General features: G+C 60.1%; 23 protein-coding genes. 10 read left to right on the top strand and 13 right to left on the bottom strand.

Annotated features, from left to right (window positions below; genetic code table 11):
• The first annotated feature begins 30 nt into the window (after positions 1–30).
• Positions 31–1,017: a PDR/VanB family oxidoreductase gene (locus CXQ88_RS15840; protein ID WP_219816342.1), complete on the top strand. Its 987-nt coding sequence runs from the start codon at positions 31–33 to the stop codon at positions 1,015–1,017.
• A gap of 71 nt (positions 1,018–1,088) precedes the next feature.
• Here CXQ88_RS15840 and CXQ88_RS15835 read toward each other — a convergent pair whose 3' ends face one another.
• Complete coding sequence (locus CXQ88_RS15835; RefSeq protein ID WP_104045101.1) at positions 1,089–1,550, bottom strand: MarR family winged helix-turn-helix transcriptional regulator; 462 nt, start codon at positions 1,548–1,550, stop codon at positions 1,089–1,091.
• Between the two features lie 170 nt (positions 1,551–1,720).
• On the opposite strand from CXQ88_RS15835, the gene CXQ88_RS15830 reads away from it, so the two are divergent.
• From CXQ88_RS15830 to CXQ88_RS15810, 5 genes are read left to right on the top strand one after another with little or no spacing between them, the layout of a single operon-like run.
• Positions 1,721–2,194: a MaoC family dehydratase gene (locus CXQ88_RS15830; protein ID WP_104045100.1), complete on the top strand. Its 474-nt coding sequence runs from the start codon at positions 1,721–1,723 to the stop codon at positions 2,192–2,194.
• Positions 2,195–2,214: 20 nt separating this feature from the next.
• A complete protein-coding gene (locus tag CXQ88_RS15825; RefSeq protein WP_104045099.1) occupies positions 2,215–3,165 on the top strand; it encodes an SDR family NAD(P)-dependent oxidoreductase in 951 nt (316 codons plus the stop codon).
• Between the two features lie 8 nt (positions 3,166–3,173).
• Complete coding sequence (locus CXQ88_RS15820; RefSeq protein WP_219816341.1) at positions 3,174–4,826, top strand: AMP-binding protein; 1,653 nt, start codon at positions 3,174–3,176, stop codon at positions 4,824–4,826.
• The gene (locus CXQ88_RS15815) at positions 4,823–5,722 is read left to right on the top strand and encodes an amidohydrolase family protein (RefSeq protein WP_104045097.1); all 900 of its coding nucleotides are present in this window, start codon (positions 4,823–4,825) and stop codon (positions 5,720–5,722) included. Before CXQ88_RS15820 ends, CXQ88_RS15815 begins: the two co-directional genes overlap by 4 nt.
• A complete protein-coding gene (locus CXQ88_RS15810; protein WP_258061926.1) occupies positions 5,715–6,944 on the top strand; it encodes an acyl-CoA dehydrogenase family protein in 1,230 nt (409 codons plus the stop codon). The genes CXQ88_RS15815 and CXQ88_RS15810 overlap by 8 nt, the downstream gene beginning before the upstream one ends.
• A gap of 133 nt (positions 6,945–7,077) precedes the next feature.
• On the opposite strand, the gene CXQ88_RS15805 is transcribed toward CXQ88_RS15810, so the two are convergent.
• The 4 genes from CXQ88_RS15805 to CXQ88_RS15790 all read right to left on the bottom strand — a co-directional run bounded on the left by CXQ88_RS15805 (position 7,078) and on the right by CXQ88_RS15790 (position 12,563).
• Positions 7,078–8,424: an FAD-binding oxidoreductase gene (locus CXQ88_RS15805; protein WP_104045156.1), complete on the bottom strand. Its 1,347-nt coding sequence runs from the start codon at positions 8,422–8,424 to the stop codon at positions 7,078–7,080.
• Between the two features lie 11 nt (positions 8,425–8,435).
• On the bottom strand, positions 8,436–9,542 hold the full coding sequence (locus tag CXQ88_RS15800; RefSeq protein WP_104045096.1) for a histidinol-phosphate transaminase: 1,107 nt from the start codon (positions 9,540–9,542) through the stop codon (positions 8,436–8,438).
• Between the two features lies 1 nt (position 9,543).
• Positions 9,544–11,190: an HAL/PAL/TAL family ammonia-lyase gene (locus CXQ88_RS15795; RefSeq protein ID WP_104045095.1), complete on the bottom strand. Its 1,647-nt coding sequence runs from the start codon at positions 11,188–11,190 to the stop codon at positions 9,544–9,546.
• Between the two features lie 77 nt (positions 11,191–11,267).
• Entirely contained in the window at positions 11,268–12,563 is a 1,296-nt protein-coding gene (locus CXQ88_RS15790; protein WP_258061939.1) for an MFS transporter, read from the bottom strand.
• 338 nt (positions 12,564–12,901) lie between these two features.
• On the opposite strand from CXQ88_RS15790, the gene CXQ88_RS15785 reads away from it, so the two are divergent.
• Complete coding sequence (locus tag CXQ88_RS15785; protein ID WP_104045155.1) at positions 12,902–14,152, top strand: alpha-hydroxy acid oxidase; 1,251 nt, start codon at positions 12,902–12,904, stop codon at positions 14,150–14,152.
• A gap of 1 nt (position 14,153) precedes the next feature.
• On the opposite strand, the gene CXQ88_RS15780 is transcribed toward CXQ88_RS15785, so the two are convergent.
• The 3 genes from CXQ88_RS15780 to ligM form a co-directional block, all read right to left on the bottom strand.
• Positions 14,154–14,630 carry a MarR family winged helix-turn-helix transcriptional regulator gene (locus CXQ88_RS15780; RefSeq protein WP_104045093.1) on the bottom strand — a complete coding sequence of 159 codons (477 nt, stop codon included), beginning with the start codon at positions 14,628–14,630 and terminating at the stop codon, positions 14,154–14,156.
• Between the two features lie 284 nt (positions 14,631–14,914).
• Complete coding sequence (locus tag CXQ88_RS15775) at positions 14,915–17,209, bottom strand: FdhF/YdeP family oxidoreductase (protein WP_104045092.1); 2,295 nt, start codon at positions 17,207–17,209, stop codon at positions 14,915–14,917.
• Between the two features lie 98 nt (positions 17,210–17,307).
• Positions 17,308–18,711, bottom strand: a complete 1,404-nt coding sequence (gene ligM, locus CXQ88_RS15770; RefSeq protein ID WP_104045091.1) for a vanillate/3-O-methylgallate O-demethylase — start codon at positions 18,709–18,711, stop codon at positions 17,308–17,310.
• Here ligM and CXQ88_RS21910 point away from each other — a divergent pair.
• From CXQ88_RS21910 to CXQ88_RS15760, 3 genes are all read left to right on the top strand, one after another.
• Positions 18,710–18,883 carry a hypothetical protein gene (locus CXQ88_RS21910; protein ID WP_181037560.1) on the top strand — a complete coding sequence of 58 codons (174 nt, stop codon included), beginning with the start codon at positions 18,710–18,712 and terminating at the stop codon, positions 18,881–18,883. The two genes, ligM and CXQ88_RS21910, sit on opposite strands and share 2 nt — an antisense overlap.
• Positions 18,884–19,041: 158 nt before the next feature.
• Positions 19,042–19,758, top strand: coding sequence for a PIG-L deacetylase family protein (locus tag CXQ88_RS15765; RefSeq protein WP_104045090.1), 717 nt, complete (start codon positions 19,042–19,044; stop codon positions 19,756–19,758).
• On the top strand, positions 19,755–20,363 hold the full coding sequence (locus tag CXQ88_RS15760; RefSeq protein WP_258061923.1) for an RraA family protein: 609 nt from the start codon (positions 19,755–19,757) through the stop codon (positions 20,361–20,363). The genes CXQ88_RS15765 and CXQ88_RS15760 overlap by 4 nt, the downstream gene beginning before the upstream one ends.
• 54 nt (positions 20,364–20,417) lie before the next feature.
• Here the strand turns inward: CXQ88_RS15760 and CXQ88_RS15755 are convergent, their stop codons facing one another.
• The 5 genes from CXQ88_RS15755 to CXQ88_RS15735 form a co-directional block, all read right to left on the bottom strand.
• Positions 20,418–21,074, bottom strand: a complete 657-nt coding sequence (locus CXQ88_RS15755) for a GntR family transcriptional regulator (protein ID WP_104045089.1) — start codon at positions 21,072–21,074, stop codon at positions 20,418–20,420.
• 177 nt (positions 21,075–21,251) lie between these two features.
• Positions 21,252–21,572 carry a muconolactone Delta-isomerase gene (locus tag CXQ88_RS15750; protein WP_258061922.1) on the bottom strand — a complete coding sequence of 107 codons (321 nt, stop codon included), beginning with the start codon at positions 21,570–21,572 and terminating at the stop codon, positions 21,252–21,254.
• Positions 21,573–21,581: 9 nt separating this feature from the next.
• A complete protein-coding gene (locus tag CXQ88_RS15745) occupies positions 21,582–22,334 on the bottom strand; it encodes an alpha/beta hydrolase (RefSeq protein WP_104045088.1) in 753 nt (250 codons plus the stop codon).
• Positions 22,334–23,731: an MFS transporter gene (locus CXQ88_RS15740; RefSeq protein ID WP_104045087.1), complete on the bottom strand. Its 1,398-nt coding sequence runs from the start codon at positions 23,729–23,731 to the stop codon at positions 22,334–22,336. Before CXQ88_RS15740 ends, CXQ88_RS15745 begins: the two co-directional genes overlap by 1 nt.
• Before the next feature lie 290 nt (positions 23,732–24,021).
• Positions 24,022–24,690: a response regulator gene (locus CXQ88_RS15735; RefSeq protein ID WP_146069234.1), complete on the bottom strand. Its 669-nt coding sequence runs from the start codon at positions 24,688–24,690 to the stop codon at positions 24,022–24,024.
• Between the last annotated feature and the right edge of the window lies 1 nt (position 24,691).

Genomic DNA, 24,691 nt, shown 5'->3' with positions numbered 1-24,691 from the left:
CCGCGCCAGAAAAGCCGCTGAAGGAAAGCCATGACCATCACCCAGAACGACCACAGGACTATGGCAATGAAGCCAGATGAATATGAGGCGGACGTCCTCGTCGAGGCGAAGGACATCGTCGCAGACGGCGTCACCCGTCTAACCTTGCGGCACGCCCGCTTGCAACAGCTTCCCAATTGGACTCCCGGGGCCCACATCGACCTCATCATGCCATCAGGGCTGGTGCGCCAGTACTCGCTCATGGGCGACCCGGCAGACATTGACCGCTGGCAGGTGGGAATTCTTCGGGAGCCCAGCAGCCGAGGGGGATCGTCATACATCCATGACGAACTGTCCGTAGGAGACCTGATACGTGTTCGAGGTCCCAGGAACCACTTTGAACTGGAACCAGCGAAGAGCTACCACTTCATCGCCGGAGGAATCGGCATCACCCCCATCCTTGCGATGTTGCGCTCAGCTGAAGCCGCCGGCATTCCCTGGCGTCTGACCTACGGTGGAAGGCAAAAGAGCTCGATGGGTTTCCTGGCCGAGCTGGAGGAGTATGGCGACAAGGTTGAACTTGTCCCCCAGGACACGCACGGCCACCCTGATCTCCCAGGAATCGTGGCGGGGCTTGAGCCGGGCGGACTGATCTACAGCTGCGGCCCCGAAGGACTACTGAATGCGGTGGAGGGCGCCTGCCTTGCCGCAGGTGCCCCTGCCCCGAAGTTTGAGCGGTTCGCACCGAAAAGCATCGTCACCAAGCCCGATGAGGAATTCGAAATCGAACTCCAGGACAGTGGGATGACACTGCAGGTTCCAGCTGACAAATCCATTCTCTCTGTGTTGCGGGCGGCGGGGGTCCATACTGTGGCTTCCTGTGAGGAAGGAACCTGCGGCACCTGCGAAGTCGGCGTGGCAGAAGGTACCCCGGAGCACCGCGATTCAGTTCTCTCTGCTGAAGAGCAGGCCAAGAACGACTGCATGATGATTTGTGTTTCCCGAGCCTGCTCCAAGAAGCTGGTTCTCGAAATCTAGGCGGTCGGTTAGGGTTCCAGTCAGCGACGTGGACGGGGTCCGCCGCCGTACGGCGGGCCTCGTCCATACACTCAGAATCTGCCGTTCAAGAGATTGCTGCGGCACACGCGCAGCAGGCTCGCCAGATCATCCCGCTGTCCAGGCGCGAGCCCGTTGAGCAATTGTTCCTCCACACCGGCCACGTCTTGCTGTGCCAACTGCAGCATCTTTCGGCCTTCATCGGTGATGAAGAGCACGAAGCTTCGACGGTCTTCCGTGTCACGCTGACGGGTCACGAGGCCACGTTTTATAAGGGGCGTCACGGTTTCAGCCATACTTTGCGCGCGGACGAAAGACCGCCGGGCAAGCTCCGAAGATGACAAGCCCTGCCGCACTGCAAGTACTGAGAGGGCTGTGAACTGCGCCGCGGTGAGATCAGCTACTCCGGCGCTTTGCTCCATTGAGGGACGAAGCCCCATATCCAGCTGCTTGAGCATGTATATGAACCACCCCGCGGTCCGCGCCTCCGGCGCTGCCGACGTCTCCGCATGCATGATTCCGCTCCTTTTCCGCCACCAAGGTCTGCAGCATTCTCGCTGAAAAGTTCTCCAACCTCGACTCTGACAACTCTACGGTTGACAAAAGCCTTCAGGTTACCTGAAGATCATAACGCAGCAACACAAGCTTGGCGCGGAAGATTCCGGGCTCATATCGAGGAGGACCAATGGTGGTCAAATCAAGCGATACCGCACTCAGGACGACCGTCGACGGCCTGGCCGAGTTGAAGGGCGTCACTTTCGGGCCCTCTTCCTGGCAGACAATCAGCCAGGAAGACATTGACCTCTACGCGCGCGTTTCGGGGGACTACAACCCCATCCACGTTGATCCAGAAGTGGCAGCGGCGGGGCCGTTCGGTCGAATCGTAGCCCACGGCTACCTCACCCTAGGCCGCATCGTTCCGCTCATGGCGGAAGTCTTTGCAGTGACAGACATGGGTTCCGGCGTCAATTACGGCCTTGACCGTCTGCGCTTCCCTGCACCGGTTCCCGTGGACTCACGCATCCGACTCCTTGGCGAGATTGCAGACGTTCAGCCCATTCCGGGCGGACAACAAGTGCATGTGACCGTGACCTTTGAGGTTGAGGGCTCTAGCAAGCCGGCCTGCGTGGTTCAACAGGTCCTGCGCTACTACAAGTAAACGAAGAAAGGGATCCGGACATGGATGTCGAACTGAATGGAAAGGCTTCTCCTGTGCTTACCGGCAAAGTTGCCATTGTCACTGGAGCGGGTCGAGGTCTCGGGCGCAGTTATGCGCTAGGCCTGGCAGCAGCGGGGTGCGCGGTCGTTGTAAATGACGCTGACGAAGACGCAGCCACGACTGTCACTGCCGAAATTCGAGGCAGCGGCGGCAAGGCGGTGGCTGCACCAGGGCGGATCGGCCCTGAATCGGCGGCTCAAAAATTGGTAGCCCTTGCGGTGGAAGAGTTCGGCCGTTTGGACATCATGGTCGCCAATGCAGGCATCCTGCGGGACAAGGTCACTTGGAAGATGGAGGAATCAGACTTCGACCTCGTTATTGAGACTCACCTGAAAGGTGCTTGGACCTGTGGCAAGGCTGCTGCCATCAGGATGCGGGAGCAGGGTGAGGGCGGTCGAATCATTCTCATTGGTTCGCCCGCGGGTCAGTACGGCTCTTTCGGCCAGTCCAATTACGCAGCGGCAAAAGCGGGGATTGTCGCCATGGCGCGCACATGGTCCCTGGAACTGGCACGTGACCGGATCACGGCTAACGTCGTCGTTCCCACTGCCATGACCGCCATGACCGCCACTATTCCTGTCTATGCGGAATGGGCGGCAGCATTTGAGGAGGGCTTCCCGCTTCCTCCTATGGCTCGACGTGACCACGCACTGGGAGGGCCGGAAGACGTTGTACCACTTATTGTCTGGCTCGCGTCGGACGGCGCCGCAACGGTAACCGGGCAGACGCTTGGTATCGGCGGTGATCGCGTCAGCCTCTACTCGCACCCGGCGGAGCACCGTCACGCGCTCTCAGAGGGCGGATGGTCGGCCGAGGACCTTGGTCAGCTGTGGGATGAAGAGTGGTCAGCGGATGCGCAGCCGTCCGGTCCCACTCCCAAGCCGGATCCGTCCGAAGCCCCCGCCCGCTAGGAGCGATGATGTTTGAAAACTACGCGACCCTTTGGAGTCGTATCGCACGTTCGGCTCCGGACCGGACGGCCATCGTGGCGGGCCTGCAGCGGGTTTCCTATGCCCAGTTTGACGGACTTTCCTCCCGCCTCGCGGTAGCCCTCCTGAATCGGGGGGTGAAAGCCGGTGACCGCGTCGCCTTCTACCTGCACAACACCGCAGAATATCTGGTGGCCTTCAATGCTGCGCTAAAAATTGAGGCCATTCCCGTTACCCTCAATTACCGATACCGCGCTCAGGAAGTTGAGGCTCTTCTGGAGGCGTGCTCTCCCTCAGCACTGATATTTGGGTCGGGCTCTGCCGACGTAATAGCAGACATCGAGCGGTGGGGCTCAGACAGGCCGCTGCTGGTCCAGGTCGCAGACCTCGATGCGCCGGGCAAGGCGCACCGGCCAGGCAGTGAATCGAGAGGCCTGTCGGGACTGGATGTTCTCGACTTCCATTCATTGATCACCGAGCAGCCATCCGAGCCATTGGAGCTGAGCGAACCGTCCAAAGATGCCGAACTGTATATTTTCACCGGCGGGACAACCGGCACGCCAAAGGCTGTGGTTTGGGGAATAGGCGAGCTTCTGCACATCCAGCAGTCAGCTATGTACGATCCACTCGGTGTCGCCTACCCGCGGGATCTTGCTGAAGCCCTCCGTGTTGCAACGAGCCCCCAAACCGCTCACGTAACCACTCTTCCGCTGGCGCCGTTCATCCATGCGACCGCATTGTTCAGTGCCATGAACACGCTTGCCTTAGGGGGGACTGTCATCATTAACGCCCGTCCCAGCCTAGACCCACGTGCGGTTGCCGACATGATCGTGGATGAAAAGGTCACTCGACTGATTGTCGCCGGCGACGCTGTGGCGATTCCTGTCCTGGATGCGCTCGAGCCCCGCCTCAAGGACACGTCCAGTAGTTTGGCATCGGTCATCAGCTCAGGAATGCGCTTCAGCGACGACACCAAGCGCCGCTTTCATCGCCTTGGCCAGATAGCCATCGTCGATATCCTGGCTTCAACGGAAGGCGGCCCCTATGCGACGGCGGTCAGTACCTCGGAGGACGACCTGCCTGCCAGGTTCCGCTTGAGTGATGACGCGGTCGTATTGGACTTGGACCGGCAGCCGGTGCAGGACCATCCGGGCGCAACAGGCATACTTGCCTACCGCGGCGCATTGCCCAAGGGGTATCTTAACGACCCTGCCAAGACAGAGGAAACATACCCGGTTATCGACGGTGTGCGGCACGCTTCACCGGGTGACTACGTGCGTGTCGGCGAGAACCGGTATATCGAACTGCTAGGCCGGGGAAGCAGCGTCATCAATACCGGCGGGGAGAAGGTATACCCCGGTGAAGTTGAAGAAGTGCTGCTTCGCTATCCGGGCGTTAACGATGCCGTCGTCTTCGGCGTGCCCGATGCGCGGTGGGGTGAGCGGGTGACAGCTATGGTCGCGGTGGACGCCGGAGCAGACGTGTCTGAAGACCAGCTTGCCGAACATGTTGCCAAGTACCTGGCCGGCTACAAAAAACCCCGCACTCTAGCCATCCGACCGTCCCTGCACCGTGGAGGGTCCGGAAAGCTTGACATGAGGCGCCTCAAAGGCGAAATGACTGCAGAACAGGGAACGCCATGAGATATGAGCCCGCGCTCGACCTAGATTCCATCCGGGCAATTGATGTCCACGTGCACATCGAGCACGACGACCATGGCCACGCTGCGCTTCCGCACGAGGTAATAGACGCAGCCAACGCGTACTTCAAACGGTCAGCTGATACCCCCGGGATTGACGCTATCGCAGAGGCGTACCGTGCCCGTTCCATGGCTGCGGTGGTCTTCACCGTTGATGCAACGACTGCCATGGGCGTTTCGCCCAACAGCAGCATTGAAATCGCGGAATCCGCGGCACGCCACAACGACGTACTGATCCCCTTCGGCAGTGTCGACCCGCTGCAGGGTGACGCGGCAAAAGACATGGTGAAGCGGCTCGTTGAAGACCACGGGGTGTTGGGATTCAAGTTCCATCCCTCGGTCCAAGGATTCGATCCGTCGGATGGACAGTACGAGCCTCTGTTCGAGCTCATAGCCGACTATGGTCTGCCGACGATTTTCCACACCGGTCAAACCGGCATCGGGGCCGGCATGCCAGGGGGCTTCGGGATCCGGCTGGCCCTGTCAAACCCGCTCCTGCTTGATGAACTCGCATGCCGGGTCAGGCACCTAAAGATCATCATGGCCCACCCATCCGTGCCGTGGCAGGATGAAGCCATTTCGATCGCGACGCACAAGGCCAACACGTGGATCGATCTTTCAGGGTGGTCCCCGAAGTATTTCCCGGCCAACCTTGTTCAGGCGGCCAGAACTTACCTCCAGGACAAGGTTTTGTTCGGAACCGACTTTCCTGCCATCACACCAGAAAGGTGGCTCCAGGACTGGGAACGCCTGGACTTTCCGGCGACCGTCCGCGAGAAGATCGAGAAGACCAACGCCATCAAAATGCTCGGGTTGGAGGAGAAGGCAGTAAATGGCTGAGGGCGAACTGGCCCCCCAGATGGGTGAGCCGGCCGCCGCCGGCTCACCCACCTTCCTCGGTGAGGGAGACTTTTACGGGTACGCATCACTGCTAAGCGAAGCAGAAATAGCCGTCCTGGATCGTCTGCGGACCTTCTTGAAACAGGAAGCTGAGCCTGTTATTGCCGACTACTGGGAACGTGGTGAAACCCCGGTACACCTTCGTGAAGGTCTGGCCAAACTCGACATCGTTGACCCCTCCGAGCTGCGCGAAGCCGAGGAACCAGTCCGTCCTTTGTTTACGGGATTCCGGAATCTGGAGTTATCCCGGGTTGATGGTTCGCTTGCAATTCTCTTTGGCGGCCAGGCGGCCATGTTCCGCACGATAGTTCAGCGTGGTGCGACCGATGCTCAATTCGCCGAGTGGGACCCTGGCATCACCTCGTTCAGCATGACCGGCTGCTTTGCCCTCACGGAGCCGGATCATGGCTCAGATATTTCCCGCGGAATCCAAACGACCGCGCGCCGTGAAGGGGATGTGTGGATCCTTAATGGAGCCAAGAGGTGGATCGGCAATGCTGCACTATCGGACTATGCTGCCGTCATTGCCAGGGACGAGCAGGACGGAAGCCTCAAGGCATTCCTTGCGAGGACGGATGATCCGGGGATGACCATCACCAAAATCGGGCGCAAGACCTCCCTGCGAATGGTCAACAACGCAGACATTGTCCTCGAGAACGTCCGGGTGGACGAGGCTCACCGGCTCCCCAGAATCAATTCTTTCCGCGACCTCAATGACGTCTTCCGGGTTCTGCGCCCGGACGCGGTGTGGAACGCCACCGGGCTGCAGCTCGGCGTGTATGAAGCCACCCTTGCCTATGTTCAGCGCCGGGAGCAGTTTGGACGGCCGCTGGCCGGCTTCCAGCTGGTCCAGGAGAAGTTGGTCCGGATCCTGGGAAACCTCACCGCATCGCTGGGAATGGCCGTGCGCCTTGCCCAGATTGCAGAAGACGCAGCGTGCAGTGACGAGCAGGCAGCGCTGGCAAAAACCTGGGTATGCACACGGATGCGCGAGTCAGCATCGCTGGGCCGGGAACTCCTCGGAGGAAACGGAATTCTGCTCGACCACCAGGTGGCGCGCTTTCACGCGGACGCCGAATCGTTGTACACGTTTGAAGGGACCCACGAGATCAACTCCCTTATCGTCGGACGTGCGATAACGGGGCTGGGAGCCTTCACCTAGGCAAGTGGGGGACCCTTCGTATTCGTCCCATCTTGTCCATGCGAAGGGTCCTGGACGATCGGGACCGCTTGCACGTCTTCGTGGCAGCGCTGACGCTTGACCAGACAAGCCATGTCGCCTCAGCAAGGACTAGCTAGATGCCCCGGCCAGGATTAAGGATGCCCAGTGGGTCCAGCGCCTGCTTGATGCTGCGATGAACGTCGTAGGATACGGTGTCGAGTGCGTGGACGAGCAGATGGCGCTTGAGCGAGCCCGTCCCGTGCTCTCCGGTGACCGTCCCGTCTAAACGGACAGCATGAATTGCTATCAGTTCTACAATGTTCTCGGCCTCAGCAACATCGCCCGGCTTCGTTGAATCGGCCGACACTGCCGCGTGGATGTTCCCATCGCCGGCGTGGGCGACAACGGAAATCTGACGTGAATGGCGCTCTTGAATGTTGCGGATGAAATCAAGCAGCTCGTGCAGGCGGGACGGTGGCACGGCTGCATCGCTGGCAAGCCACGCCACACCCATTCCGTGTGCCGACAGCGCCGCAAAGGCGTTGCGTCTTGCGCCCAGCAGCGAATCATCAGCTGAGGACTTGAACCCAAACCCCCCGCACTGCTCGAACATGTTGCGAAGCTCGCGTGCCTGCCTGAGAGCTGACTCCGAGATGATTTGGCCAATCAGGGTAGCCGAAGCCTTGGTCTCCAGTCCGCTTGGTGTGTATGCCTCAATGAGCTTAGCCGTCGTCCGGTCCACGAGCTCGAGGATCTCCGGGGTGACAGCGCTTGCCATCACTGCGGCTACTGCCTTCCCCGCATCTGCATTCGAGGAAAAAGAGACCTGGAACGTGACATTGTCACCTGAAGGGGCGGGACGAAGGCGGACAGTTGCCTCCGTAACCACACCAAGCGTTCCCTCGGAGCCGACAAAGAGCCGGGTAAGATCGTAACCCGCCACGTTCTTCCGTGACTGGGCACCGGTACGCAGCAGCCTCCCACCAGCAAGTGCGACCTGAAGTGCGAGTACGTTATCAGCCGTCACGCCGTGACGCAGACAGCGCAGTCCGCCAGCATTTGTTGCGATGGTTCCGCCAATCGTGGCGGTGGCCGAGCTGGCCGGGTCAGGAGCGTACATGAGGCCGTGTGCTGCCGCGGCCCGATTCAGGTCATCCACGACAACCCCCGGCTGCACGACGGCAAGCCTGTCGGCGGGACGGACGCTGATGATGTTGGCCATGCGTTCCATGGAAATCGTGAGTCCGTCAGTGATGGAGACCGCTCCTCCGGAGACTCCGGTCCCCGCTCCGCGGGCCACCACAGGCACGCGATGTTCATTCGCCCAGGCAAGTGCAGTGGCCACATCCTCCGGTGATTCCGCCAGGACCACCGCGAGAGGTTTCTCCGGTACGGCGCTTGACGCATCCGTGAGGTACGGAAGGGCATCGGTTCCCGAAATAAGTTCCGAGCCCCGGAGTGCATTTTTTAGCGTGGACACCTTCTGATCCACTATGGCGCACCGACTGGCGCTGTCACCTCACGGCTGGGTGAATGGTCTGAGGCAACCCGGACAACCGCTGCGACCGCTTCCTCTTCCCCCACCGAAATGCGGATCCCGTCGCCAGGAAATGGCCGCACCACGACGCCTGCCCGTTCGAATGCGGGAGCAACAGTTTCCGTGTCGCTGCCGGCAGGCAACCAGACGAAGTTTCCCTGCGCCGCCGGTACCGACCAGCCGGCAGCACGCAACGCCAGGGCCATGCGGTCCCTGCGTTCGATCAGCGTGGCTACCCTGGCAAGCAGTTCATCGTCAGCTGCCAGACTCGCCAGCGCCGCGCCTTCTGCCTGTGCGGTGACGGATAGAGGCACGGCCGTGGATCTGGCAGCATCGAGGACACGGGGATGTCCTACTGCGTATCCGATCCGCAATCCGGCTAGTCCGTATGCCTTGGAGAACGTGCGGAGCGCGACGACGTTGGCGTGCGTGGGGGAGCGGACATAGTCCAGACCATTGACCGCCTCCGGGTCGTTAACAAATTCCGCGTATGCCTCGTCCAACAGAATCAGGGTGTCGTGAGGCACGCGCGCGTGGAATTGGTCAAATTCTTTCTTGGTTACCGTTGTCCCGGTCGGGTTATTGGGGCTGCAGATCAATATGAGCCTGGTCCGCTCGGTTACCGCCGCGGCCATCGCCGCAAGGTCATGCCGTCCGTCTGGAGTCAAGGGAATCTGAACAGGAACTGCCCCTGCCACCTGGGCCAGGCCGGGGTACGCTTCAAACGAACGCCATGCGAACATCACTTCTTCCCCGGGTTCGGCCGCGGCGTGGATCAACTGAGTGATGATGGAAACACTTCCGGCAGCTACATGAACAGAGTCCTTCGACACCCCGAATCGTCCCGCCAGTACGGATCGGAGTTCTGTCGCGGTGGCGTCTGGATAACGGTTGAAGGCTGTCGCCGCGCTTGCCGCTGCTACAACACTGGGTAAAGGGGGGAAAGGGTTCTCGTTGCTGGAGAGCTTGAAAGCTCCGGCGTCCGCCTGTTTTCCCTGCCTGTACGGGGGAAGGTCAGCGATCGACTGGCGAATCCGTACAGGCAGGAAGGACTCATCCACTTCAGGCCCCGGCGTATTCGGACAGTGCGGACACAGTTCGGTGAATAGCCGACATGAGCGCGCCTTCACGCGTCATTTCACCGAGCAGCCCTTCGACCATTGGCTGCGTGAAGGCATCCAGATCATTCCACTGAAGGGGGCGGTCCGCGGAGGGCGGCCCGCCAGCGGCCTTCCGCGCAGCCAGGTAGAGGGCAGAGCTGCCTTCTCCCAACACTTCCCGGGCGTCATAGGTATCTGCGACCAGCTTTGCCCGCAGTTCAACCGCCTGGATGCCAATCATCAGTGCTACGGCCAAATAATGTTCGAATACGTCCAGGGCGTCTCGAGTCAGGTTTGCTGCGTTCATGGCCTGACTGTTGATGTTCTGGTTGTACTGCTCGGCGTGGGTGGGGTAGCGGTCGACAACGGACTGCCCGTAGAAACCCAGTAACGGCATCATCTGGTTGCCGTTGACTCCCAGCGATTTGAAGCCGACATTGAGGCCGCCTTCGGTGTTGGCGACAAGTGACGCGCTGAGTCCGTTGCTAAATTCGGGAGTCATGAGCAGCGCTATTTGCGAGTCCAGATGCTTGGCCAGCATGCCGATGTGAAAACGTACGCTGTCCATCGCAACTCCGGTGTACTGCGCAAGAAAGTTGCCGGTGTGGAGGATTTCACCCGTATCGGGATTGATGAGTGGATTGTCGTTGGCACAGTTTGCTTCGGTGGTGAGCTGCCGGGTTGCCGTAGCCAGCGCATCAATGATTGGTCCGAAATATTGGGGGAGGCAGCGGATGCCGTAGCGGTCTTGGATAAGCCCCCCTGCTCGGTGGCTCCGGTCACCGGACTTTTCAGACTGGACCAGACTGGAGCCGTCAAGCAGACGGCGCATTTGCTGTGCGGTCCAGATCTGGCCGGGATGCGGCTTCATCTGATGAATAAAGTCAGCAAAGCTCTGGTCGGTGGCCACCATGGCCTGTGCGTAAAGCGCGTGTATCTCGAGCGCTAGAGCGCTCAGCTCGATGGCCCGGGAAAGGGCGTTGGCCGCTACTCCCGTGCATGCCCCCGTACCGTTATTTAGCGCCAAACCCTCCTTGGGCTTCAGCGCGATCGGCTCCAGACCCAGGCGGGACAGAGCGGTATGGCTGTCTACCGTCTCGTCGCCAAAATCCACAAGAAAACTCGGGTCGAGTCCCACGACGGCGCCGGCGATATAGGACAAGGGGACGAGGTCACCCGAGGCGCCGATTGATCCCCGCTGGTAGACATGTGGCAAAGCCCCGGCATTCAGGAATGTCACGAAACGCTCAATTATCTCCAAGCGGATTCCCGAGGCGCCCTTTATCAGTGAATTGGCCCGCAGGAGCATCGCCGCCCTGACATCTGCAGCTGGCAGGCGGGGCCCGGTAGTACTTTTATGCGTCCACAATGCGACCCGCTGCACATCTGCCAGCTGTTCCGGACCCACATATTGGTCTGCCATCGCACCAAAAAGGGTAGTGACCCCATAAACCTGCTCTCCGAGTTCAAGCTTGCGGTCGATCACATCGCGGGACCGCCGGACCCGGCTCAGGACGGCTTCATCGTCAGTCAGCGCCACCGTCTGTCCCAGTGACACGGCACGGATGTCTTCTATGGAGAGGGTCTCGCCGTCAATAACAATGGTCATTGGGTTCCTTTCAACAAAGTCATGAATTCTCGGCTACAGCCCTGCCGTTGTCCCCAACGGGAGCTGGTGGCCGGAGGTTAGTCCCAGGCCGGCTCGCCGCGGAACCGGTAGTAAACGCCTAGGCCAATAATGCTGAGGAGCATTACAGCGCTGGCGATGACGACGTACAGGGCAATCGGCCATGTCTGTCCTGTTGCGGCCAACAGCGCTGTTGCGATGATTGGCGCGAAGCCGCCTCCGATGATTGCGCCGAACTGGTAGGCCATCGAAATGCCCGTATACCTGACGGGACCAGGAAACGCCCGCGCCAGGATCGGGGGCACGACGGCCCAAACAAAGGATGTTGAAGCGTGGGCAAGCACTGTCGCCAGTCCTGCCAGGGCGATGTTCCCGGTGTTGAACAGCGGGAAGAATGCAAGGGCTGCCGCGGCCATCAGCACGGCCCCCGCCATTCCCATAATGCGGGGGTTGCCGCGATCGACGATGACGGCCAACACAGGGATCATGACCATTTGAATAACGCAGCAAAGGATTCCAATCCACAGCAGCGAGTTTCGGTCGTACCCCAGGCTTGTTGTTCCGTAGGAAAGTGCCCACGTCAGGACGAGATAAGCCAGGATCGCAGGTACCCCCGAGATGAAGATCGTGCAGAGCAGGGGCACGCCATGATGACGGAGCACTGTCACGAACGGCAGCGCCTTAGGGTGGTCCTGAACCGCCTCTTTGAACACAGGGCTCTCGCTCAAACCGTAACGGGCCCAAATTCCGATCAGGACCAGCACGAAACTGAAGAGGAATGCGATACGCCAACCCCACACCGTAAAGTTCGGACCAGTCAGAACTCCCAGGACGATGAGCACAAGGTTGCTGAGAAGCAGCCCTGCGGGGAGACCGATTATCGGCGCGGCACCATAGAGTGCTTTCCGATTCTCCGGCGCATGCTCGATAGCCATCGTCACGGCTCCGCCCCATTCAGCGCCCACTCCCAGGCCCTGTACGAGGCGAAGGATTGTGAGGAGAATAGGCGCGAGGATACCGATCTGAGCGTAACTCGGCAGCAGGCCGATCAGCGTTGTCGCGACACCCATGAGAATCAACGACAGGATCAACATACCTTTTCGTCCCAAGCGGTCGCCAAAGTGTCCTGCAAGGATGCCACCCAGGGGACGCGAGAGGAATCCGAAGGCGAAGGTCGCGAACGCTCCAATTTGGGCCGCAGTCGGATCGTTGCCCGGGAAGAACTGGGGGGCAAATATGAGTGCGGCCGACGCAGCATAGAGATAGAAGTCGTACCACTCCACGGTGGTTCCAACGAAGGTTGCAAGGATGACCCTGCGGGCGTCGCGTGTGCTGATCGTCGAAGACGGCGGCACAGTCTGCGAGGCAGACGATTGGGCTGTTGGCTTCGTTGCCATAACAACTCTCTCCTAGGGAATAGTGCAGAGTCCTGCTTGGCGCCTGGCGCTCGGGAGTTCTCAGGGGAATGGGGTGCAGCTAGCAGCTCCACCAAAGTCGATGCTCGTGGCTGCGGCATCTGTCAGTCCGTTAGATCGATGCTCGTGGCGCGGATCTGTATTTCAGTTAGACTGATAACACTTCGAGAATATCCCCGCATTTTTACCCGGTCAATAGTCTGAGCTCATAACGGTCAGGATCCTTGGTAGCCAGCCATCATTGCCGCGTCACACTCCCCAGCGCAGAGGAGAAGTTCTTGGTTACACGCCAGTTTCCGAATCCGGCTGAATTACTTGAGTTCATACAATTCCGGAAGCCTGAGCTGAACGCCCGCAAGCGCCGCCTTGAAGGAGCGCTGACGATCGCAGACTTGCGGAAGATTGCGCAGCGGCGCACACCCAAGGCTGTCTTCGACTACACCGACGGTGCCGCTGAAGGCGAGCTGTCACTGGTCCGTGCCCGTGAGGCATTTGAGGACATTGAATTTCACCCGTCCGTCCTTTGCGCTGCCGATGCAGTGGACACCTCCTGCCACGTCCTAGGGGCGCCGGCGGCGATGCCCTTCGGCATTGCCCCTACGGGGTTTACACGCCTTATGCAGACCGAGGGGGAGCTTGCCGGGGCATCGGCCGCCGGAGCAGCCGGAATCCCATTTACGTTGTCAACCCTCGGAACGGCATCGATAGAGGAGGTCAAAAGGGCAAACAGCAACGGGCGTAACTGGATGCAGCTCTATATGATGCGGGACCGCGAAATATCCTATGAACTGATCCGACGCGCCAGTGCAGAAGACTTCGACGTGCTGTTGGTGACCGTGGACTCACCGGTGGCCGGCGCCCGTCTCCGGGATATTCGTAATGGGTTCTCCATCCCTCCGCAACTCACGGTCGGCACGGTTCTGAACGCGATTCCGCGCCCGTGGTGGTGGTTCGATTTCCTCACCACCCCCAGGCTCGACTTCTCTGCCATTCCCGCTGGAAGCGGCACGATACGCGAGATCCTTGGGTCTGCGATGGACCCTACAGTCAGCTACGAGGACCTCAAAGTCGTTCGTGACCTGTGGCCGGGACGGTTGGTTGTCAAGGGAGTGCAGAGTGTGGAGGACTCTAAACGCCTGGTCGACCAAGGGGTCGACGGCATCGTCCTGTCCAACCATGGCGGACGTCAACTGGACCGAGCGCCTGTTCCGTTCCATCTTCTGCCCCAAGTGGTACGTGAGGTGGGCAGAGACGCCACGATCATGATCGACACGGGCATCATGAACGGTGCCGACATTGTTGCATCGGTCGCGCTGGGAGCGAACTTCACTCTCGTCGGCCGCGCGTATCTCTACGGCCTCATGGCAGGGGGCCGCCAAGGCGTAGACCGCATGATCGAGATCCTACGCAGCGAGATTGAACGCACAATGAAGCTTCTCGGCGCCGCGTCCTTGGCTGAGCTCGAACCTAGGCACGTCACACAGCTGCGGAGGCTGGCACCCATATCGCATGCCGAAGACGTACGGTAGCTTACGAGACTTCACTTGCCGGCGTTTCAGAGTCTTCTGATCGATCCCGGGCAGCCGCCTCCGCCAGGGAGTGGCTGCTGCGGCGCAAGAGCTCTGCAAACTGGGAGCGCTCAGCGGCTGTAAAGCCCGTCACCAGCTGCTCCTCCAGTTCGGCAAGGGGATTCGCAAGCCGTTCGATCGCTGCGGCCCCGGTTTCTGTGAGGAAAAGAAGCATTCGCCGGCCGTTTTCAGGATCACGTTCACGCCGGATGAGGTCGGCGCTAAGAAGCGGTTCCAGGGTAATAGCCATGGTTTGCGCTCTGACGAAGGAGCGGCGAGCCAGCTCCGAACTTGTGATGCCAGGCCTGCGCTCAAGCACGGTCAGCGCCGTGTATTGCGCAGCACTCATACCCTCCGCAGCGCAGAGTTCAACGAACCGCGGGCGCAGGCCCAATTCCAGTTGTTTGATGACATACACGTAGTTCACCCGGCGTTCCACAGCCACCTCCTGATGCGGCCTTCATGCTAGCGCATGGTTGGTTTGCAGAGGATCCTTGCCCATGTGGCCCGTGCGCGCATCGCTCGGCGGGACAAGATTCGACGAGGCCGAGCCGAGAAGCGACGCTGAAGTGGCACCGGAAGGCAGTCGCCGGCTAGCACCTGCTAGATGTCTCTCAAGCAGCGAAATACTGCTGAGGGGCGCGTGACTCTCCTGGCGGGCGGAAGCGAGCCGGCCGTGGGTATGGGCCGCCTAACGGATAGGCCGCAGAGCCGGACCCTGGGTTACGTCTTCTCAAAGCGTATGGTGACGGCCTTGTAGCCAGGCGTGTTGGATTCGCGAGCAACGAGGTCCTTGTGGACTAGAACGTTGGCCTCTGGATAGTACGCCGCGGCGCACCCCTTTGCGGTGGGGTAGGCAACGAGGCGGAAGCCCTCTGCGCGGCGCTCCGAGCCATTGAACGTTGAAATGACGTTGACCAGTTCCCTGTCAGAAAGTCCGAGCTGTCGGAGGTCATCGGGGTTTATGAGGACTACGCGCCGGGCGTTTGAGATGCCGCGGTACCGGTCGTCGAGACCATAAATCGTAGTGTTGTACTGATCGTGACTGCGCAGTGTTTGGAGGATTAGATGACCTGCGGGCGCCTTGAGGTATTCCAGCGGGCTGACTGTGAACCGGGCTTTGCCGATTTCGGTTGCGAAGGTCCGGGTATCGCGTGGGGGAATGGGCAGAACAAAGCCGTTCTTCGTCCGTACACGACGGTTGAAATCCTCGAAGCCTGGGATGACACGGGAAATATGATCCCTGATCACGTCGTAGTCCTCAGCCATTGCCTTCCAATCCACAGGGTGGTCCGCGCCGAACACCGCTTGGGCCATCCTGGCAACGATTACCGGCTCTGCGAGAAGGTGTTCCGAGACAGGACGGAGCCGGCCTTGTGAGGAATGCACGACAGACATGGAGTCTTCGATGGAGACGAATTGCCGCCCGGCCGGGTGCTTGTCGTCCACGTCGGTCCTGCCCAGCGTGGGGAGGATGAGAGATGTGTGGCCGTGTGCCACGTGGGACCGATTAGGTTTGGTGGAGACGTGAACTGTTAGCCCGGTGCGCTTGAGCCCGGCCTCAGTGGCGGCCGTGTCGGATGCTGCGGACAGGAAGTTTCCACCCATGGAGACGAATACGTCCACGTCCCCGGCCTCAAGTGCGTGCTGCGTCTCAACTGACTCAAAGCCGTGCTCCCGCGGCATCGGAAAGCCGAATTCCTCCTCAAGTGCAGAGATGAATTTTTCAGTCGGCTTCTCCCAAATGCCCATTGTCCGGTCGCCTTGGACGTTCGAATGCCCCCGCACGGGGCACGCCCCGGCACCGGGTTTGCCGAAGTTCCCCTGCATGAGCAGCAGGTTAATTATCTCTTTGAGTGTGTTGACAGAATGTGGTTGCTGGGTCAGCCCGAGTGCCCAGCACACTATGGTGGCCTTCGAGGCAATCAGTAATTCCGCGACCGTCTCGATTTCGGGGCGGCTAAGGCCGGTCGCCTCAAACGTGGCTGGCCAGTCAATGGCCCGGCGGGCCTGCCTGTAGGCATCGAAGCCCTCAGTCTGCGAGTCCAAAAAAGCGTGGTCCGCAACAGTTCCCGGTTCGCGTTCCTCGGCTTCGAGGAGCAGGTGGCCCAGCGCCTGGAGGAGCGCGAGATCGCCACCGACCTTGATTTGGAGGAATTCGTCGGCAATATCCACCCCGCCGCCGAGGACCCCTTCGACGGTCTGCGGATCCTTAAAGTTGATTAGCCCGGCCTCCGGCAAAGGGTTGACTGCGACAACCTTGCCGCCGTTCTTTTTACATTCCACGAGTGCTGAGAGCATGCGCGGATGATTGGTTCCCGGGTTCTGGCCGATGACGAGAATGAGCTTTGCGTGGTGAAGATCCTCGAGTGAGACCGTGCCCTTGCCGACGCCGATCGTGGGGTTGAGGGCAAAGCCTGAAGACTCGTGGCACATGTTGGAACAGTCCGGGAGATTGTTGGTTCCGAGGCTCCGCGCGAAGAGCTGATACATGAATGCAGTTTCGTTCGCCGTCCGCCCAGAGGTGTAGAAGACGCACCGGTCCGGGGTGGTGGTGTTGATGTGCTCACTGATGAGCGCGAATGCGTCCTGCCAGCTGATCGGTGAATAGTGTGTATCCCCAGGATGAAGGACGACTGGTTCCGAAATGCGGCCACGGCTGCCGAGCCAGAACTCGCTTTTTCCCTCTAATTCCGAGACCGGGTTCTCTGCCCAGAATTTTGGTGTGACAGTCCGGAGCGTGCTCTCCTCAGCGATGGCTTTTGCACCGTTTTCGCAGAATTCCGCCGGTTTGCGCCTACCGGTGATGGATTCCGGCCAGGCGCAGCCCGGACAGTCAAAGCCGTTGTGCTGGTTGACGCGGAGCATCGACCGGGCGGTGCGTGCCAGGCCGGACTGAGTGAGTCCCCGTTCGAGGGCTACTGTGACAGCCTTGACACCGGCCGCGTAGCTTTTTGGGGGATGCACCTGGAGCGCATTTTCGTCGATGTCCTGTGGCTGCGGTTTTTGTGCGAACAAGGGTTTCTCCTCTTGGTGCTTTTTCGCTGTAATGGAAGTAGGGGCCCCACCGAAGGTGGGGCCCCTACTAATGCCAGTCCGATACGGCGGTTAGACGGCTATGCGTTAGCGAGGTTGCGCCAGCCGGCCTGGTAGCTTACGCGCACCTCCGAGGCGTACGGGGTTGGGGCCACTTCGACTCCAACCTCTGTCTGCCGGTGCGGTTCCACGGATGCCTTGCCGCTTCCGCCATCCGGCTCGCCCCAAACGACGCGGAGCTTCTGGCCGACCTCAATATCGGGGTCCACAACTGCCAGGGACAGCGCCCTCTTCTCGTTCGCGCTGTATCCGGTAAACATGGACAGGCCGACGACCTTACCGGATTCGTCGATAATCGAATCGAAGTTGGCAGATCCGTAGTTGGCGTTGGGAAAGTCGAAGAACTTGTAGCTCGGCTGTTCCCGGTCGTACATGGAGGCGTGGAGCCGTGCCATGTCCTCGTCATCCCAGGCCAAAGTTGCCTTGCGGCGCTGTTTGGCGGGATCCATCTTTTCCAGGGCCTCACGGCCGATGAAGTCGTGGTCGTACTTGATGAATGAGCCATATCCGAGCGCCCACGGAGTGCTGTAGTAGTCCTCAACATCTTCCGAGACGAAGCTGCCGGCGATGGCACAGTTGGCTTCGTAGCTGTCTGTGCCTAGCCATTCCCGGTAAGCGCGCAGCTCTTCGCCGCTGTAAATGGCGGGCAGCGGCGAGGGGATCCAGCCGGACTCGAGGGTGTTGCACGAGTAGGCGCGGGCACCGGCAGCCTTGAGCCCGAACTCTTCGCCGGCCTCAAGGATGGTCTCCCGGATGCGTTCGTAGGACTCGTAGGGTCCCCAGATTTCCAGTCCCGGCGCTCCGGCCATGCCGTGCCGGAGCGTCCGGACCGTCTCGGTGCCGACATTCATGGTGGACATGGTGAAGAACTTGAGCTGCTCTACCGGGCCACCGTTGACCTTTTCAATGACCTTCCAGGCGTTGGGGCCCTGGATTTGGAACCGCCAGTACTTCCGAGAGACAGCCTTGCCCATGGGCCGGGAAGGGGAGCGACGGTCGATGTCGACTTCCACGTCGTAGCCGCCCGTTTCAGCTTGGAAAAGCAGCCAGTTGGCTGCGGGGGCGCGGCCAACGTAAACGAATTCGTCTTCCGCTTCACGGAACAGGATGCCGTCTCCGATAACGAAGCCGGCGGGAGTGACAGGCACGTACTGCTTTGCCCGGTTCACTTCGAAGTTGGCCATCGAGTTGATGGCCGTGTACGAAATCAGCTTCTCGGCGTCGGGACCCTTGATGGTCAGGTTGTCCATGTGGTGCGACTGGTCAAACAGGACCGCGGTGTCGCGCCAAGCGCGAACTTCGCTTTGCCAGTTGGAAAACTCGGATGCAACTACGGGGTAGACGTAAGCGCCGACCTGCGAGTTGCGCATCAGGTCCACGGCATTCGTGCTGTCTAGGATCTGCTGAAGGTTCTGTGCTGTCATGAACTCTCTCCTTTGGGTGTTCGGTGCCTGGGAAGTTCCCCAGCGCTACGTTGGCTTCGACGCTCGCGGGTCGGTCGAAACGCTCACCCTGCTGAGGCAGAGTGCAGCCGGTTCTCTCTTCGCCGCTGCTGCAGTGCGATGTCCTCGGCTCGTTGACTTTCAGGAGCCCTGAAGTCTTGATGCCTCAAACTATCGGGTTGTTGTCCCTATTGTCAACAACTTTGTGGCTTATTTTGGCAGTAGGGCGCTACCATGAGATCTACGTCCCGTCCGGCCAGCGGATTCCGCGGCCTGCCTGCGGGAAGATTTCACCCATCGTGAGGAAAACCTATGGTTCAGAAAAAGCTCTTGGTCGTCGGGGCGCATAGCGCTGATTTTGTGTGGCGAAGCGCGGGGGCGATCGCGCGTTTCGTCAGAGAAGGCGGGGAAGCGAAAGTCGTGGCCCTGTCCTATGGTGAGCGGGGTGAGTCAGGAGAGCTCTGGAAGGAGCCGAACCAGACTGAGGCGAATGTTAAGAAAATCCGTCACGAGGAGGCGTCGCTGGCGGCCGGTCACCTGGGAGCCAGTTTTGAGGCGTTTGACTTGGGCGACTATCCCCTGTTGCCGGTGCATGAAGACGTTCAGCGCCTGGCTGATCTCATGCGGGGATTCAAGCCCACGGTGGTTTTGACCCACCCGGATAAGGATCCGTTCAACCCTGACCATCCCGTGGCCCACACCATGGTCCAGAACGCGCGGCTGTTGACCTCGGGCGCCGGTGTCGAAAGTGGTTTTGCAACGGCTCCACCGTCCGAATTCCTCGTTTTTGAGCCCCACCAACCCGAGCTCTGTGGATTCGTCCCGAGTGTTTTCGTTGATATCACCGACGTCTTCGAGCAGAAGCGCAAGGCCATGGCGGAGATGAAGGCTCAACAGTATCTTCAGGGCTACTACGCGGAGCGTGCTGAACACCGTGGCAACCACGCACGAAAAGTCACTGGGGACAAGCAGATTCGTCAGGCTGAGGCGTTCATGCGCCTGGTGCCCAACGTGGTGGGGTCACTGTGAACGGGGCTGATGTCGTTCGGCGCCTGAGTGAACTGCCCACACCGAATATCGGGGACGCCATGGAGCGGCTCAACGTCGTGGACGGTGCCATCGCCTCCGTATGGCCAGGTGCGCGCATGGCAGGCCGCGCGTTTACGGTGTACGTGGCCGGCGGCGACAATCTTGGCATTCATGAAGCGATACCGCAGTTGTCGGTCGGCGATGTTCTCGTAGTGAACGGCCAGGGCGCTACGCATCGTGCACTGATCGGCGAGCTCATCGCCGGGCGCGCTGCTGTGCAAGGGTGCGCAGGGTTCGTCCTGGACGCAGCCGTCAGAGACGTGCGCGACCTGCAGGAAATGGGTTTCCCGGTATTTGCGAGGTCGACGACCCCTGCCGGTCCCTACCGAAATGGCCCCTTCCGCGTAGGGGAACCCGTCGCTATCGGATCAGTCGTGGTCCGGCCCGGTGATGTGATAATCGGCGATGATGACGGGGTCGTCGTTGTCCCTTGGGAAGAGGCGGCCGCTGTAGCTGAGGCGGCCGAAGCCAAGCGCGACTCTGAAGCCCACCAGCGTGCTGAAATCGAGGATCGGATTCTCCCCGGGCACTGGCAGCCTTCCTGACCAGACGTCGGCGGCACCTGCTGGTGCCGCCGACGTGCTGGATTGCTCGAAGGGCTAAGAGACCGGAGCCTCAGCAAGCCCGCGGAGGGTGTCGGTCACGCTTGCCAGGTGCTCCCACATCGTTTGGCGCGCCGCGTCAGACTCTCCTTCGCAAATAGCCTCGATGATGGCCAGATGTTCAGCGAGTGACGCCGAGGGGCCCCCTGATCGCATGGTAAGGCGGAACTGGTGACGAACCATCTGCGTCTTGAGGCGATGGATAACCGAGGCCGCCGTCTGCTGCTTGCTGATGTCCAAAACCAACTGGTGAAGTGCGTTATTCAACTCGGAATAACGGTAAAGATCGCCTCCGTCGATCGCCTTGACCATGTCCTCTCCGACGGCCTTCAGGGCAAGCTTGTCCTCCTCGGCGGCGAGGAGGGCTGCCTTGCCCGCGCAGTGGGCTTCCAGCAAAGACCTGACCTCGAGGATCTCGATGGCTTCGGAAATAGAGACGGAGCGAACGCGGGCTCCTCGGTTCTGGATTCTCTCGACCAGGCCTTCTGTAGCCAGCTCGGCCAGCGCGGCCCGTACTGTGCCGCGGCTTGCCCTGTACTCATCGCAGATGTCCTGTTCGATGAGTCGCTGGTTTGCGACTAGTTCGCCCTTGGAGATCGCCTCCCTGAGTCCGGCAACCACAGGTTGAATATCCGTGGAGCTGCTCCGTGACATGTCCGTCTCCTGCGTTTGTTCAAGACTTTATTGTTGACATTATTGTACAGGAATGCCACGGAACGACTGTGCCCCTGTTCTGACGCGCGCGAAAAGAGAACGACCACACAGGCCCTCCCCTGGAGCAGGAACTGCGTGGTCGTTTCTTTGTGCCATCACCGGGTGTCGGCTGCTAGATCACGTGGATAATACCCCTTGCGCAGATTTGCTGCTCGACTCCAGCAGCTGCTCCTGCGGGTGTGTAGCCAATGCTTCGACGCTTATGTTTTGCCATTGAAAGGTTGGCAGTGCTGCGAGCACGTCGTGGAGGGCCGTGGTGTCCTCCGCCTCGTACCAGCCGATCGCAGTACGGGTCCCCGGGACTCTCCACAGCCGCCGCAGGACGCCACGGTCTCTGAGTTGCTGCGCGTATTCCCTCTCTGCGGTCTTTATGCTGGCGGCCTCTTCAGGAGCCATCGCGGGCATGTTGTTTTCCTGTCGCACCAAAAATTCCATCATGTCTTCCTTTTATGCGGCCGAGGTGGCGGCGCCGGATATTGCGAGGTGCCTGACGAGCAGTTCGGGGTTCGTGACCAGAATTTCGTGGTCCGCGTTCAGTTCGGTCACTGCCCATCCTGCGGCAGTGGCGCGCAGGGCAAAGGGAGAGAATGGCGTGGACCACCCCGAGCACAGGAGATATTCCCCGGGAAAGGGGAGCTCCTCCAAGCCTTGCGATATTGGCTCCATGTACGTCTTCGCGGGTTGTGGAGTAAGGCGCGGTGTGATTCCGTCAATGATCTCCTGATCGGTCACGCCGAGGTTGGCGACCGGACGGGGATCGATGACGAGACCGGAGTTTCTGCGGGCTGATTCGAGATAGTGGGAGGCGGCCCGCTCCGGCAGCAGGTTGATGGCCACTTCGCCCGCTTCAGGAAGGAAGCCATCAACAATAACGAGGCGCTTTATTCGCTCGGGGATTTGGGCGGCGACCCCCGTTACGACCATGCCGGCGTAGCTGTGACCGACAAGCACAACGTCGCGCAGGTCTTCAGACTCAATCGTCGCCTTGACGTCAGCAATATGCGTTGAAAGGCCAGTCTCTTCGGTGAGCAAGTGGGCCCTGTCACCAAGGCCAGTCAGCGTCGGGGTGAAGACCTGCGCTCCGAGCTCCTGAAGCAGGGCTTCCACCGGCCTCCAGCACCAGGCACCATGCCAGGCGCCGTGGACGAGAACGTAGGTCTCCTTAGCGCTGCGGCGCCGACCTCCAAGGGAATCGGTCATCATGACCTCCTGTTTTCTTCTACTGCCCTATTTCCACTGATCCTGTTAGCCTGACTTCCGTCCGGCTGCTGCAGGGCCTCGTAAGAGGCGTTGTAGCGGCCGACCTTGAGCAAGAGGATCGATCCCAGGCTCAGTGCGCCGAGGATCAGCAGGTACAGGGCGATGGGGTTGCTTGATTTATACGTGGCGTAAAGACTTGTCGCGATCAGTGGCGCGAATCCACCGCCGAGGATGGAACCGATTTGGTAGGCGATGGAGGCTCCGCTGTACCGGACCGTGGAGGGAAAGAGTTCGGCGATCATGGCCGCTTGTGGTCCGGCCATGAACGACTGAGCCAAGAGCATCACGGCAAAAGCGAGGAGGATCAGGCCCGGGTTCGCCGTGTTGATGAGGGCGAAGAAGGGGAATGCCCACAGCGTGACAAGAGCCGCGCCCAGAGTGAAGAGGCGCTTCTGTCCGAAGCGGTCCGAAAGTGTGGCGCCAAGGTAGACCGTAACCAGGTGCACGACAGCAGCAAGCACGATCAGCCACAACATGGTGGGCTGAGGCAGACCCAGAACCCCAGTGCCGTAGGAAAGCATGTAGACGGAGTAGATGTATCCGATGGCTGGCGATGCAATGGACACGGCACCTGCGAGCATGACGGTCATACCGTGTCGAGTAATGACCGTTTTGAGCGGATTGTTTTCCACTTCCCCGGAATGCTTCACCTGCTTGAAAGACGGAGATTCCTGGATCCGGAGGCGGAGGTACAGGGCCACGATGATCAGTGCACCGCTCATCAGGAATGGAAGACGCCAACCCCAACTCTGGAACACATCTTTGGCGAAGATGGAGGTTACAGCGATGAACACCAGGTTCGACAGGATGATTCCTGCAGGCAGACCCATTTGGGGAAACGATCCGTACAGCGCCCGGCTTTTGCGGGGTGCGTATTCGACTGCCATAAGAACAGCACCACCCCATTCGCCACCTACACCAAGGCCCTGGAGGAAACGCAGCGTCACGAGAAGAATGGGTGCCCAGACGCCGATAGCGGCGTAGTTTGGAAGCGCACCGATGGCTACCGTTGCGCCACCCATTAGGAACATGGAGATCAGAAGCATGGATTTCCTGCCCACCCTGTCCCCGAAATGCCCCATCAATACACCGCCGATGGGGCGGGCGATAAAACCGACCGCAAAAGTTGCGAACGCGGCGAGTGTTCCGGTCAAGGGATCGGTGGTCGGGAAAAACTGGGGACCGAAGATCAAAGCTGCGGCGGCGCCGTAGAGGAAAAAGTCATACCACTCAATTGCAGTGCCAATAAAGCTGGCAGCGAGCACCTTCCGGCGTTCCTTTGCCGTTGGCGTATCGTTCTTTTCTACTCCTGCAAGCAGGGGTTCCTGATTGCCCATAGGGGACTTCCTTGAAGGTCGGAGGATAGGTGCGTTCTCCACGAGCACGCGTGGTCCCCGCGATCTTTTGCCTCTTTGCAGCAAGATGGTCCGCATCGGGTGGCCATGGAGTGCATTCAACTTATCGGCCTGCGAACATGATTGTCAACACTTTTGAGTTCACTTGTGCCAACGCATCGGTTGACAGAACCTGTAGGCCAAGAATATAAAAGGGGCTTAGTGGGGGCCCAACCCGGCCCGAGGCACTTGCTGCCCTTCTCGCTGCAGCTTCCGCGCCGCTGAGATTCAGCCTAAGTGGCAGGTGGGAGGAGGCCTGCCCGGACGGCCACGAGGGCAGCCTGAGTGCGTGACCTCAGGTTGAGTTTCCCCAATAGGTTGCTGACATGTGTCCGGGCGGTGCGTTCACTGATACTTAGTTCTTTTGCGATCTCCTGGTTGGAGCGTCCTTCCGCGACGAGTTTCAGTACGTCGCGCTCACGATGGGTGAGTAGAGCAATGCCTGTCGGGGGAGCGGAAATGGACCGTGCCAGCTGCTTCGCGACTGCGCTGTCGATAAAAACTTCGTCCCGCGATGCCGCCCGGATTGCGCCTGCCACTTCAGCAGGGCCGGCATCTTTGAGGAGATAACCGGAAGCCCCGTTGTCGAGCGCAGCGTGAAGGCGCTCTGTTTCTCCGAAGCTGGTGAGGATGACAACTTTCACTGACGGGTAGAGTCTCGTGATCTCTGCGGTGGCGGATACACCGTCAAGGCGCGGCATCATGAGGTCCATTAGGACGACGTCGGGAAGCTCGCCGTATGCGGCCATTGCAGAGAGCTTCTCCAGGGCCTCCTGCCCGTCCGTTGCCTCGTCCACCGCCTCAATGTCATCCAGGACCTCAAAGTAGGCTTTAATTCCACGGCGAACAACTCCGTGGTCATCCACGATCAGGACTTCAAGCGCCGGAGCTTTTTCTGCCACT

The organism is Arthrobacter sp. ZGTC412, assembly GCF_002929215.1.
Taxonomy (GTDB): domain Bacteria; phylum Actinomycetota; class Actinomycetes; order Actinomycetales; family Micrococcaceae; genus Arthrobacter.
The sequence above is the reverse complement of the archived record's forward strand: the minus strand, read 5'-3'. Positions and strand labels throughout refer to the sequence as shown.